The sequence below is a fragment of the Pseudanabaena sp. BC1403 genome, from assembly GCF_002914585.1.
In the GTDB taxonomy this organism is placed as follows: Bacteria; Cyanobacteriota; Cyanobacteriia; order Pseudanabaenales; family Pseudanabaenaceae; genus Pseudanabaena.
In genome coordinates, this window is sequence record NZ_PDDM01000009.1 from 94,175 (window position 1) to 107,097 (window position 12,923).

Sequence of the window (12,923 nt, forward strand, 5' to 3'; positions counted from 1 at the left end):
ACCCTGTGCTAGAAGTTCGCAAAATCTGTAAATCTTATGGAAAAAAGCAAGTTTTGCAAGACTTAAGTTTTGCCATTCAGTCGGGGGAAGTCTATGGGTTACTTGGTCCAAATGGAGCAGGCAAAACCACTACGATTAGCATTTTGTGTGGTTTAATCAAAGCCGATCGCGGCAATGTAACGATGAATGGGCAAAATGCATCTAGCTCAACCCGCTCGCTAATCGGTGTTGCCCCACAAGAAAATATTTTTTATAAGAGCTTAACCTGTGAAGAAAATTTGCGGTTTTTTGGACAGCTCTATGGGCTGAGTAATGAAGCTTGCCGAAAACAAGCACAATATTGTTTGGAGTTAGTGGGGCTAGGCGATCGCGCTAGAAGTATTGCTGATGGTCTGAGTGGTGGAATGCAACGTCGTCTGAGTATGGCGATCGCTCTTGTACATCAGCCGCAATTAGTTGTACTTGATGAACCAACAACGGGACTTGATATTGAAGCTCGCTATGAAGTTTGGGAATTGATTCGTAAACTTAGAAGTCAAGATACGGCAATTTTATTGACGACCCATATGCTTGAGGAAGCAGAACGTCTTTGTCAGCGGATTGGCATTATCAAGCAAGGGAGTTTGCTCGCCGAAGGTAGCCTCGAAGAACTTCGCAAACATGTCCCTGCTCAAGAAATTGCGATCATTTGTACACCCACTGAGGATTTAGCGATCGCTAGAGCGATTGAGTTGGGATTTCCTCATCGCTACTATGGACGAGATTTAGCTTTTTGGTTGCCTAATGTAATGGAACTAAAAGAAATTTTGGAATGTTTTGAAGGCATCGCAATTGACTCGATCATGCGTCAACCCGTCCGCCTTGAAAATATCTACGTAGAAGTCACCCAAGGCCCAAAATAAGCCTAATATCAAGTAGCCACTTTGTGTTTTTAAAACCCTTACAGGGTTTGCTTTTTAATTCACAGAAGTGTTGTCACACTTTTGTGAATTGGTATAAAGGAGGCATTTAACTTTCTATGCTTTGAGCATGGATAAAAACTGCCTTAGAAAAAGCCAGCAAGTTTTGCTGAATTTGCAAAGAATCTGATGCAACAAGACGATCAAGAGATGTGTAATATGTCGCAGCTAGTTTGGGGCGGTTACCAGCTTTGGTTGTCCATAGACCGTCGGCTAAACTCGCTCTAATCTCCACCGTTATACGATTATTATCTGGTAGCGTAAAGCGATCAGAAATGCCATGAAAAGCCTGAATCTGAGCTTTTGCATCCCCCTTAATCCAAATTGTCGCTACAAGATAGGGACTCACAGCTTGTAGATCATTATGACTCACAGATCTGGCTGCATAAATATAAAGCAATTGCAACCAAGGTAGAGGATAAATGACCTCTAAAGCACTGTAACCACTTAGCTTAGCGTCAATGGTCATGCCTTGGAAATAATCGATTGTTTGCGCCCATTGCTGACTAAAAGTTTTTGCGACATTAGGATTAAGAAACAAATTACCCCATTCGCTATGCTGCCAAGGTTGCATATCCATGAAATGCATGTATTCAGCAAACTCATGGGCAAGGCGCACAGGCTTTTGAGCTACCAGAGCATATATATCTTGCCAACAGAAATACGGCATAGATGAATTCACATCATCATATGGCTGGAGATAATATTGTTTTGCAGAAACACCAGCTAAAATCTCAGGATCGAGCAGACAATAACTATTGCTAATTACGGCTATATAAGTCTTCCTAGTCTGAGACTTAGCCAAAATGAATAATGCGTCTAGAGAGAGTTTGCTTAGCTGGCTCTCCAAGTGATGCTCGCAGAGAATATCAAAATCTTTACACTCTAAAAGTATGTCAGGCTGGATACCTGACGCAAAAAAGGGATAGCTAACAGCTTTAACAAAGGTTGAACTTGGCTTGCCTGATCGCTGTGTTAAAAAGTCAACGAAATCTTGACCTAAATCTGAAATATTTTCTAGTAAATATTCCCAACAAGCAGCAAAACGCTCCTTCTTGTCTAGGTTTGGTGGCAGCAAAAAAATGTTACTCATAGCTGGGCGCTATCTAGCCTTGTTTCATTACATTGTATAGGTTTTCTACTGACACATAATATATTTGGAGCGTAACGATTTTTATCTCTGTCCTAGATCTTACATTGCTATACCATTCAAAAATTAATGGTGTGGGGCAGGAATTGTAATTTTGGGATTGGCTTCGACTATACGAAGCCAATCCCAAAATTACAATTGATAGGAATATGTAGATCTGAAGATTACAGCAATTCTCATTATGAAACCGATTTTGGTGTTTCAAGCGCCCAAGGCGCTTGAAACACCAAAATCGGTTTTTTGAAATCCCGCCGTAGGCGGGATTTCAAAAAACCGATTTTTATAATGAGAATTACTGTGAAGATTATCCTCATTTTTAAATTAACCCTAACTGACGTTAAAATAATGTTTTAACGTATGAACTTTGCAGCTTTGATCGGAAGCTATGGTAGAAGTATTGACTAATGAATCCCAGACACAAATTATTCAGAGCAACGCTATTGTGGCGGATGGTTTGAGCAAAACTTATCGCACTGGCTTTTGGTTAAATCAAAAAATTAGTTCTTTACAGGATTTTTCCTTAACCATTCGCCAAGGCGAGACCTTTGGAGTGTTAGGTCCTAATGGGGCAGGCAAAACCACATTATTAAAGATCTTGTTGGGTATTGTGAAGCCCACATCAGGAACTGGTGAAATTTTAGGATATCCTCTAGGCGATCGCACAGCCAAGCAGTCAATCGGCTATTTACCTGAAAATGCTTATTACTACGACTATTTGACAGGCTGGGAACTACTTGATTTTATTGGTAGTTTATTTGGGGTTGCCCCATCTTTGCGTCGTCAGCGCATTGCTGATTTACTAGATCTTGTTGGTCTATCTCAGTCAGTAGCGCGGAAAAAACAATTGCGCCAATATTCTAAAGGCATGGTGCAAAGAATTGGCGTAGCACAAGCTCTAATCAATGATCCCGAAATTGTGTTTCTTGATGAGCCGATGTCTGGGCTTGATCCCGTTGGTCGCTATCAAGTGCGCGAAATCATTTTGATGCTTAAAAATCAGGGGAAAACTGTATTTTTTAACAGTCATATTTTGTCTGATGTGGAGTTGATCTGCGATCGCATTGGCATTCTCAACAAAGGCGAATTAGTAGCGATGGGAACCTTAAATGAGTTACTTGGTACAGAGCAGTCCTATCAGGTCAGCGGTCACGGTGGCTCTGAGTCAGAGTTACAACCTTGGCTAGAGCATTTAATTTTTCAAAATGATACTTGGCATGGTCAATTAGCTAAGGATTTGCCAGAGTTTTTGACCTATATCGCTAGTATTGGGGCAAAGGCGATCGCGATCGAGCTAGCCCGCCAAACTCTCGAAGAATTTTTTATCGATCAAATTAAAGCTTCACGTCATAAAGAATAAAGGAAGTCAGCACGAAGCTCAGCATTCCTTTATTTGGATAGCAAAGCCTGCATTGCTATAAAAGCAATTAAATTTGAATCATGGTGCTGTATTCAGTCAGTAGCTCATCATATGTGAGGCTATCTGTATCTGCTTGAGGACTCCAAAGCAACTCAAATACTAATAAATGACTAGCTGGGATCGCTGCGATCGCCTCTAATGCTGTGCGTAATTCTTGCGTATTTCTAATGTCACTAAATAGAGGTTGATCGTGTTCAGTGCCAATCAATAGCGTCACCACAATATAAGCGGATGGGTCTTTATCAGGAGAAGCGATCGCTGTCGATCTCTGGGCAACTCTGCCTCTGACATTCACTAATGTTTCTTCGCTAAACTTGGTACGTTCTTCTAGAGACAATTTATTAAAGACTTCTTCAGCCTTGTCTCGATGCACTGATTGTGAACTGCATGAAACATGTGTCCAATTCTCGGGGGTACGCACCAAGGCAAGTGCCGACTCTTGCATCAATGTCATCAACCCTTCTGGTGTATCAGTGTCTACTTCAAGAGTTAACTCCGTCAATCTGGCTTGGACTTCACGGGCTTGGGCAAAGAGTGCAACTTGGAGTTTACTAACCGTAAAGGTTTCATTCCCTAAGTCATTTCCTCCTCCAATCTGTTTAGAACGCATCATGATCGCTCGAATAATAAAGTAGACGATCGCAAAAACAATCAATAAAATTATTATCAAGACAAACCAAGACATTCCATTCGACGATGTGGAAGTTGTGGATCGATAAGGATCATAGGATGGGTTATTCGACGAATTATTGATAATTACGGGAGCAACGATAGTTGAGGGTCTATTTGATGATGGTTGGCTAGGGGTATTTAATGCATCGCGATCATTGGAAGGGCTAGATGTTTTGGAGGGTGATGATTTAGATGGAGTTGATGACTTAGAACTACTAGAACTTGAAGGTGTTGAACGGGTGAAAGAACCGCCTCCGCTTCGACCTGCACTACTTTTTGCATAGACTTGCTGATCTTTGAGCAGGACTGTATCTAATTTGCGATCGCTCAAGCCTAGCTCTATCCCCAGAACTACAGGAAATACGAGTAGCGTAGATATAAAAAACTGAAACTTTTTCTTCCGCATAATATTTTCAAATTATTCAAAAACTTCGATATAGTCGCGATCGCCACCAGATTTTTGGGCTTGGAGAAGAGATTGCTCAGCCAAAGAGACGAGTTCATCAAAACTCAGGTCAGGAATCCGTTGATTTTGATCTTCTAAGGCTGTCACCACACCGCCGATACTAATGGTTAGAGGAAATAACAACCCTGAAGAAATGGCGATTGGATGACTACGAATACTGGTAAGGAGATTCAGAGAGAGTTGGATGCCACTTGCAGTATCACCATGGGGGGTGACACAAACAAATTCATCTAAACCGTGACGATATATCAAACTGTTAGCCATACAACTATTGCTTAAGCGTCCTGCGATCGCATTAATTGCCTCATCGCCGATTTTCTCACCGTAGGAATCGACAATTGACTTAAACAGATCAATATCAATGATCAATACACTCAAGAAACGGTAACTTTTGTAAGCAACAAATCCCTTAAGTTGCTGCATCATCTTTGGCATTACAGTTGCAAAGGCTTGCGCACTTAAAACCTTGGTTAAAGAATCAGACAAGCTGAGTGCATCCAGCAATTCATTTTGAGCTAGCAATCTTTGGTTTGCCCATGTTAAGGACTGCGTCAAGGCAGTCAGTCGGAGTGCTGTTCGCAATCTTGCTTTGAGTTCAGAGCTATCTATGGGATTGTTGAGAAATTCATCGACACCAGTATCTAGACCAATTTGGCGTTGTTGAGAGTTAGAATCTTTGACGATCAAGACAAAATATATTGACATCAAATCGGGATGCTCAAGATTTGACTTGCTCCGATGACAAAGTGCTAAACCTGACACGTCTGGGATTGTCCAATCAGCTATGACGATCGCAGGTTTCTTTTGGAGAATTATTTCCCATGCTTTTTCACCACTGGTTTCAGTGATGAAATTATATTTTTCAGATTTTAAAACTTCAGAGATCGCCGATAGAACTTGGCGATCTCCACTAGTAACTAGAATCAAAGAATTATGACAATAATATTTTAGTCTGCGAAAATCCAAGGTGCTTGCCTCGCTATATCTTTAAGTTTGCGAAAATCCAAGCTTAGCGAGAAATACTCGGGATTTATTTCTTACCCCAGCCAAATAGTCCCCCTTTCTTTTCTGGTGGTTTTTCTGGTGGTTTTGTGGCTGCACTCACCTGATTAATGTATTTGACAGCAGTTGGCTCTTTAGGATCGAGTTTGAGTGCCTTTTGAAAGCTTGCTTTGGCGATCGCTGCTGCATTTTGATTCATCTGCACTAAACCCTTGAGTGCATATACCTTGGCGTTATTAGGATCAAGTTTTTCAGCGCTAATCAGTTCTTTGAGTGCGTCTGTCCATTGTTTCTTGCTAATAAATAGCTCAGCCATATTCAGATTACGCAGGGCTGGAGATTGGGCAGGTTTAGCCGCAGGAGTTGCTTCCGCATTAGCGCCCTGACCGCCAACATTAGCCGCCGTACTACTGCCAGAAGAAAAGCTAAGACTGCTTTGGGTAAACAAATACACGAGATTTAACTCGCTGAGAGTGGCAGTGTACTCCATGATCGAGTCGAGTGTTTCATACTGCTTTGGTGAAACTTCCTCGACATATTGCTTGTAGGTAATTTCATGGGGGATACGATACAGCTTTTGAGCTATTTCAGTGCTGAGAGTTGGTGTTTCTTCTTTTTGCTTTTTGTTTTGGGCAAACATTCTCAAGGTGGCTAGGTATTCACCACGCTCGCGATCGCTATTTAGCAATTGATAGGCTGGGCTGACCATCTTCGAGAAATATTTGGTCGCACTCTCTTTCTCTTCGGCATTTCTGCCAAATACATCTGGATGCAAAATCTTCGCCAGCTTGAGAAATTTTTTGCGAATCTGCGCTGGATCAGTGGTCATTGGTAAACCGAGTATGGCGTAATGATCGCTAATACCGTAACTGGCAAGTCCTTTGTTGATTTTAAAGTTTTCTGGCTTTCCCACAGGTTCCACCTCTTAAGTATTTGTTCGAGTTTACCCTCTTGACGCATCTCTGTTAAAGCCTTATCTACAGCTTTTTTAAGTGATACATCATCTTTGTTGACGATCGCGACTAAACGAATTGGAATTAACGGCTCCCCAACAATTATAAAGTTGGGATTGTTTCGTACTTGCCATACTGCCACAGGTTCGTCAAGGATCATGGCATCAAGCTGGCGATCGCGTAATTGGATCACCATACGATCAAGATCGCGTGACGAAAACAGGCGAATGGCGTTGCCCCTATTTTTATTATAGGTTTCGGCGATCGCAGCGCCTCCGCTATTTGCCACAACCCCAACTCGCTTGCCGATCATATCGCGCAAGGATTTGATTTGTGTTCCATCAGCCCTAATCAATAAACGCTGAGAACTTCGATAATATGGTGTCGTTTCAATGAATTTGCCTTTATTATCTCCTGATTCCAAGGCTCCTTCTTCCCTTGCACTAAGAAGAATATCAACTTGTCGTGATGCCAAATTTTCGGGCTGGGTTGTCCAAGGAATATTAATTGGACGTGGCTCAATGTTTAGTCTTGCAGCAATTTCTTGGATAATTTCTAGCTCAAAGCCATCATAAAACTGGGTCTTAGCATTCCAAAACATATAGGGCCCACCGATTGCGGCATCCATACCTACCCGCAAATGTCCGCGTCGCATGACGATGCCGAGGCTGCTGTCTTCAGCAAATACTGGCGATGCTGCGCTAACTACACCAAGGCATAAACCTGTGTAAATTGCTAAGCCAGCGATTTTTTTGACGAACTTAAACATTAATTCTTTAGTCATGCGATCGCTACAAATATACCAATATCTCTATCACTCATGACGCAGTCCATTGCGAAAAGCTCTCATTGCTTCTAAGCGTGATGACATCTGTACACAACTAACTAACAGTTCAAGATCAAGATCGGGTAAAAGCTGACTACGATGGACAAGATGGTATTCCGAAGAGATCAAAGCATATACTTGCAGTTGATTGTTTTCCCACAGCCAGACTTCAGGGATCTCAAAGCGGCGATATTTCTCTAGTTTTTCCAAGCTGCCGCTAGTCAAGATCACTTCGATCGCTAGATCAGGATTAGCTTTCTTTTCCCCCAAATAATAAGACTCATCAGGCTCAAAGGATGTCCCCTTTTCTTGCCCGCGACGAGTAGCACTGCCCACAGGTATAAATTCAATTCCTTGAATAATGAAATAGGCTTCCAACAAAATCGCTAGAGACTTCTTAATCAATTCGTGGGGTTCACCAACAGTCATCAGTTCAATCCAACCATCAAGATAAGTAACGCGAAAGCCACCTGTTGCTAACAGATTTTCTAGAACCTCGAATTCTTGCCAACTATAGATCCTTGGCAATAGTAATTTTTGCTCTAGCTCAATATGAGTTGATTTAGATAAAGTGATGCTCATATGCTATGACTGCTATTACTTAGCAAATACTTACTAGCCATTTTACGCGCATGGCGCTGAAATTTATGAGATGTAAAGTATCTATTCCTCAAAGTAATTCTTTGACTGCTGTAACTAACAAGCTAACTTTTCATACTTGTATCAGTAGTGCCTTTACAATCTTGATCTGTTCTTTGTCGAGTTTGGTAGTACCTAGCGACTTACTGCGATTAGATGCGATCGCTCAAACTTGGCTAGTAGCTCAATTTAGCGGCACTAATTATGGCTTAGGGTTACCAAAAACTGCAAGCACAGGCGGAGGTACAAGACTGGTCAATCGCGACTTAGACATTGATAGAGCTGTCCCTATCACTCCCCCCACAACGCTTAGAGGTGACTCTCCATCTGCCCCTATCGATAGACAACCGCAACTATTGAGAGAGCAGCAACTACCGCTACTGATCTTGATTACACCTGAAGATGGGGCAAGGACAGCGATTTCACAACCTACGCTTTATTGGCATTTACACGACAAAAATGCTCAAGCTTCTTCATTAGAAATTGATAATCTCGAAAATAATTCGTCTAAAGTAAACGCAAAAAATACTTTTGTAGGGAAGTTTAGCCTCATAACATCAGAGGGAGATAAATCGATTACGATTTTTCAAACTGATCTAAAAATGTCTAGCGGTTTATCTAGCTTCAAAATACCGATCGCAGCTTCTTTGCAACCGTCCAAAACCTACCGTTGGCAAATCACTGTGCAGGATAAACTTGCCAAGGAAGTTACGGCAAGCGGCTGGATTGTTTATACGCCACCTGATGAGAAGCTTCAAAAGTCTTTGAAACTTGCCTTGACTATTCGCGATCGCGCCAAGATTTATGCTCAATTTGGATATTGGTTTGAGGCGATCGATGGCTATACTCGTTGGCTAAACTTTAAACCCGAAGATCTAAAAGCTAGAGAGGCAAGAAACGAAATCTTGAAATTAGGATTTATGACCAATAAAAACTTAGATTTTGATTCTTTTATTGGTTTATTAAATGCCGATGTGCCAAAAAAATAAGTAAATTCCAGACCACAATAATGCTTTGCGTGGTCTTTATCTAAGGCATAAGTATCGGAATTGGGCGATCTCGATTTTTGCGATAAATATGAAAATCGCTATCTAAAGTAAAAATAAGGCTATTGGGACACAACTCGGACATTCTTACTAACTCAGCATCTGCCAAAGAGACTGGCACAGATTGATAGCGATTTAATAGTGTAAGTACTGTCTCCAACTCTGCATCCAAATCAAATTGAACTACAACATATTTTTGAGTCAATAATTGGATAAGTGTCTCTCGACCATTTTTGACTCTTTGTAGCAGAAACCAACTTTCTGAAATCACAGCCTCACAAGTCAGTAATGGCGGCGTAATCTGCTTTAACTGCTCTACTACCCAATTATGGTGGTGATCAAAACGATCAATTAAAGCAATCAAAGTAATCTGCTTTAACTGCTCTACTACCCAATTATGGTGGTGATCAAAACGATCAATTAAAGCAATCAAAACTCCCGTATCAGCAATTACCTGATTGTGCATTATTGACCATAGCCCTGCATATAATCAGGATTAGTCGAAATATCGCCAGAACCTTCCCCAGCACCAATCAAAGCCTGAGCAACATCAAAAAAAGATTGGGGAGCATTTTTTAGAGCCGCAGCCCTAGCTTCCCGCCGCTTTGTCCAGAGAAACTCTACAAAACTCAAAACTTGTTGCTGATCTTCAGTTGGTAATACTTCTACTGTTTGAAAAATTTGCTCAGCCAAAAGAGACATAATTATTATTTTCGTAATAGATATTAATCTCGATTATATATCCTAGAATTTTGGCATAGCCAAGAATTACCAAGAGTTGACGACACCGCCAGACATGGATAAAAAAAGAATTTTGTTTGTTAGCTATACCGCAGTCCTAGGTGGTGGAGAGCTATGCCTATTAGACTTTGCCCATGCTTATCGCGATAGTAGTGAGGTAGTACTGCTAACTGACGGTGTTTTAAAAACGCGACTGGAAGAGTTAGGCGTGAAGGTTGAAGTCTTAGCGGCATCGAGATCGCTAGCTGATGTGAAAGTATCAAGTGGATTAGCATCGCTCAAATCTATCGGTGATTTATGGCGATTGGGTAAGCAAATAGCCCAAAAGAGCAAAGATTTTGACTTGATTCATGCCAATAACCAGAAAGGGTTTGTAGTATCGGCGATCGCAAGATTATTTGGCGGTGCGCCAGTGGTTTGGCACTTGCACGATATTTTAACCTCTGATATTTTTAGCCCAACTAATCGTCGCATTGCGGTTACTTTGGCAAATTGGTTTGCCACGCGAGTAATTGTTAACTCCCAAGCTACGGGAGAAGCTTTTCTTGCCGTAGGTGGGAAACGACAATTATTACGCACGGTTTATAACGGATTTAATGTCGAAAAATTTGACCAAATTAATGACAATCAAAAGACCTTACGTGAGGAATTAGATATTCCCCGCGATCGCAATTTGATTGGCATGTTTAGTCGTTTGTCTTATTGGAAAGGACAACATATTTTGCTGGAAGCCGCTAGTAAAATCCCTGATGTACATGTGTTGTTAGTTGGTGATGCTCTTTTTGGCGAAGCTGAATATACCGATAAATTAAAAAATATTGCTGCACAAGAAAGTTTAAAAGGGCGCGTGCATTGGCTCGGCTTTCGTGATGATATTCCTAAATTGATGAAAGCTTGTGATGCGATCGCCCATTGTTCGACAGCTCCTGAACCCTTTGGCAGGGTAATCGTGGAGGCGCAATTATCAAAACGTCCTGCGATCGCTACCATCGGCGGCGGCACTTGCGAAATTATTGAAAATGGGATTACAGGCTTACTGATTCCACCAAATGATCCGCAATTACTTGCTGATGCTATGCAAGAAATTTTTAGCGATCTTGCTGCTACTCAGAGAATAGTCGAAACTGCCTATATCCAAGCCCAAGCTAAATTTTCGATTCCTTCAGTTTGTCAAGCTTTTGAAATGGCGATCGCAGGTGTTTAGTATTTGAGTGGGTGCAAAGCGCCTACTCTAAATATATGTAATTTCGCAAAAGTCATCAAATATTGATAGAAAGCCTAATTAGCTTATCTATTGGGGTAATTGAGGCTGTAAGGTTAATCAAAGTATTTTTTTTAGATTAGTTGAGGCGTTAAATGCTAACAGACAGCGATCGCGTTCAGGTTCTAAGTGAAGCCCTGCCTTATATGCAGGAATTTTCAGGGCGTACCATTGTCGTCAAATATGGGGGCGCGGCGATGAAAGAAGAAAACCTGCGACAGGACGTGATCCGCGATGTGGTGACGATGTCATTTATGGGACTGCGTCCAGTGTTAGTTCATGGCGGTGGCCCTGAAATCAATACATGGCTAACTAAGCTCAACATCAAACCTCAGTTTATCGATGGTTTGCGCGTCACCGATGCTGAGACAATGGAAGTAGTGGAAATGGTACTAGTGGGGCGAGTCAACAAGCAGATTGTCGAAATGATTAACCTTGCTGGCGGTTCTGGTGTGGGCTTGTGTGGTAAAGATGGCAACTTGATTCGTGCTCGTCCACAGGGAAATGATGCGATCGGCTTTGTCGGCGAAGTTAGTGGCATTAATATCGGTTTACTTTCAACCCTACTTGAAGCAGGGCATATTCCTGTTGTGTCCAGTGTGGCAACCGATGAGACTGGTCAGTCCTACAACATCAATGCTGATACGGTTGCTGGTGAACTCGCCGCCGCCTTGGGAGCTGAAAAATTAATCTTGCTTACCGACATTGCAGGTATTTTGCATGATTACAAAGATCCCAGCACTCTCTACCGTAGTTTGACGATCAGCAAGGCGAGAGAATTGATGAATAGCAATGTCGTCAGTGGTGGCATGATTCCTAAAGTACAGTGTTGTGTGCGATCGCTAGCTCAAGGTGTGAAAGCAGCTCATATTGTCGATGGTCGTGTACCCCATTCACTGTTACTAGAAATTTTCACTAATAGTGGGGTTGGCTCAATGATTGTTGCTTCTGAAAATACCTTCTAAAAGTCAGGACGAGAGAAGCAAGTTCTAATACCAAAACATAAAATGGCGGAGCGATTTTGTGTTTTTAAACCCCTTGCTAGGTTTGGCTTTTAATCCGCAAAAGTGTGCCGACACTTTTGCGGATTAGTATAACTTGTTGGATAAAATTATGGCAGATACTGATGATTCAGATAATCAACAACCTGTGGCGAATCAATCACAACGTGTTTCTGAGTCGTCTCAATTTGATCCGTCAAAACCCAATACATTAAAAACTCTAATCTCATCTAAATTTGGGAAATCTAATTCTGGCTTTGAGAAATCTAATTCTGGCTCTGAGAAATCTAATTCTGGACAATCTAAATTTGGCTTGTCCAGAATTAGATTTCCCAGATTTAAGTTATCAAGACCCAAATTATCCTTCAAAAAAATCCATTTTCTATGGCTATGGCTAGCCATTATTTTGATTAGCTATAGCTGTATGGGCTATTTCCTGTCAGTATTATTGACCATCCCAGCCCGCCGTGATTTAGCGATCGCGGGCTTTGTGATAATCGGATTATTGCCAATCATTTCCGCTTTTGCCGACTATGCTCTTATGAAATGGAGCTATTTGATCAGCGGTTTTTTGGTTGTAGGTGGTTTAGTTTTCTTAGTACGCCCGAAATTTTATCTTATAGTTTTTGCGATCATTTCATGGGTGGGTTTAACCGCGATCGCCTTTGTTGGGGATGTTTTGATTAAACAACGCAAATTATGGATTGCGATCAGCATATTGACCATGCCTTGTTTGATTGGACTAGGACTTGGCTATCAAGCATGGCGACTAGCTACCCAATGGAGTTAA

At 41.5% G+C, this 12,923-nt stretch carries 14 protein-coding genes; 6 read left to right on the forward strand and 8 right to left on the reverse strand.

The features are described from left to right. Nucleotides 1–5 precede the first annotated feature (5 nt). On the forward strand, nt 6–902 hold the full coding sequence (locus CQ839_RS10275) for an ABC transporter ATP-binding protein (RefSeq protein ID WP_103668186.1): 897 nt from the start codon (nt 6–8) through the stop codon (nt 900–902). Between the two features lie 106 nt (nt 903–1,008). On the opposite strand, the gene CQ839_RS10280 is transcribed toward CQ839_RS10275, so the two are convergent. Then, nucleotides 1,009–2,052, reverse strand: a complete 1,044-nt coding sequence (locus CQ839_RS10280; RefSeq protein ID WP_103668187.1) for a hypothetical protein — start codon at nt 2,050–2,052, stop codon at nt 1,009–1,011. Between the two features lie 442 nt (nt 2,053–2,494). On the opposite strand from CQ839_RS10280, the gene CQ839_RS10285 reads away from it, so the two are divergent. Beyond that, the gene (locus tag CQ839_RS10285; RefSeq protein WP_103668188.1) at nt 2,495–3,466 is read left to right on the forward strand and encodes an ABC transporter ATP-binding protein; all 972 of its coding nucleotides are present in this window, start codon (nt 2,495–2,497) and stop codon (nt 3,464–3,466) included. A 67-nt stretch (nt 3,467–3,533) separates the two neighbouring features. Here the strand turns inward: CQ839_RS10285 and CQ839_RS10290 are convergent, their stop codons facing one another. The 5 genes from CQ839_RS10290 to CQ839_RS10310 all read right to left on the reverse strand — a co-directional run bounded on the left by CQ839_RS10290 (nt 3,534) and on the right by CQ839_RS10310 (nt 8,027). Next, nucleotides 3,534–4,604 (reverse strand): DUF1517 domain-containing protein, encoded by a 1,071-nt coding sequence (locus tag CQ839_RS10290; protein ID WP_103668189.1) that lies wholly within the window; start codon nt 4,602–4,604, stop codon nt 3,534–3,536. A gap of 12 nt (nt 4,605–4,616) precedes the next feature. Then, complete coding sequence (locus CQ839_RS10295; protein ID WP_181016165.1) at nt 4,617–5,591, reverse strand: diguanylate cyclase; 975 nt, start codon at nt 5,589–5,591, stop codon at nt 4,617–4,619. Between the two features lie 103 nt (nt 5,592–5,694). Then, nucleotides 5,695–6,579, reverse strand: a complete 885-nt coding sequence (locus CQ839_RS10300; protein ID WP_103668191.1) for a DnaJ domain-containing protein — start codon at nt 6,577–6,579, stop codon at nt 5,695–5,697. Beyond that, nucleotides 6,492–7,403 (reverse strand): ABC transporter substrate-binding protein, encoded by a 912-nt coding sequence (locus CQ839_RS10305; RefSeq protein ID WP_258040692.1) that lies wholly within the window; start codon nt 7,401–7,403, stop codon nt 6,492–6,494. The genes CQ839_RS10300 and CQ839_RS10305 overlap by 88 nt, the downstream gene beginning before the upstream one ends. A gap of 30 nt (nt 7,404–7,433) precedes the next feature. Then, nucleotides 7,434–8,027, reverse strand: coding sequence for a Uma2 family endonuclease (locus CQ839_RS10310; protein ID WP_103668192.1), 594 nt, complete (start codon nt 8,025–8,027; stop codon nt 7,434–7,436). 65 nt (nt 8,028–8,092) lie between these two features. Here CQ839_RS10310 and CQ839_RS10315 point away from each other — a divergent pair, with 65 nt between their 5' ends. Beyond that, nucleotides 8,093–9,073: a DUF928 domain-containing protein gene (locus tag CQ839_RS10315; RefSeq protein WP_181016166.1), complete on the forward strand. Its 981-nt coding sequence runs from the start codon at nt 8,093–8,095 to the stop codon at nt 9,071–9,073. A gap of 40 nt (nt 9,074–9,113) precedes the next feature. On the opposite strand, the gene CQ839_RS10320 is transcribed toward CQ839_RS10315, so the two are convergent. Together CQ839_RS10320 and CQ839_RS10325 are read right to left on the reverse strand one after the other, a co-directional pair. Beyond that, complete coding sequence (locus tag CQ839_RS10320; protein WP_258040693.1) at nt 9,114–9,596, reverse strand: type II toxin-antitoxin system VapC family toxin; 483 nt, start codon at nt 9,594–9,596, stop codon at nt 9,114–9,116. Next, nucleotides 9,596–9,832: a DUF2281 domain-containing protein gene (locus CQ839_RS10325; protein ID WP_103668194.1), complete on the reverse strand. Its 237-nt coding sequence runs from the start codon at nt 9,830–9,832 to the stop codon at nt 9,596–9,598. Before CQ839_RS10325 ends, CQ839_RS10320 begins: the two co-directional genes overlap by 1 nt. 94 nt (nt 9,833–9,926) lie before the next feature. Here CQ839_RS10325 and CQ839_RS10330 point away from each other — a divergent pair, with 94 nt between their 5' ends. From CQ839_RS10330 to CQ839_RS10340, 3 genes are all read left to right on the forward strand, one after another. After that, nucleotides 9,927–11,075 (forward strand): glycosyltransferase family 4 protein, encoded by a 1,149-nt coding sequence (locus CQ839_RS10330; RefSeq protein ID WP_103668195.1) that lies wholly within the window; start codon nt 9,927–9,929, stop codon nt 11,073–11,075. 152 nt (nt 11,076–11,227) lie between these two features. Continuing rightward, a complete protein-coding gene (argB, locus tag CQ839_RS10335; protein ID WP_103668196.1) occupies nt 11,228–12,097 on the forward strand; it encodes an acetylglutamate kinase in 870 nt (289 codons plus the stop codon). Nucleotides 12,098–12,245: 148 nt separating this feature from the next. After that, the gene (locus tag CQ839_RS10340) at nt 12,246–12,923 is read left to right on the forward strand and encodes a hypothetical protein (RefSeq protein WP_103668197.1); all 678 of its coding nucleotides are present in this window, start codon (nt 12,246–12,248) and stop codon (nt 12,921–12,923) included.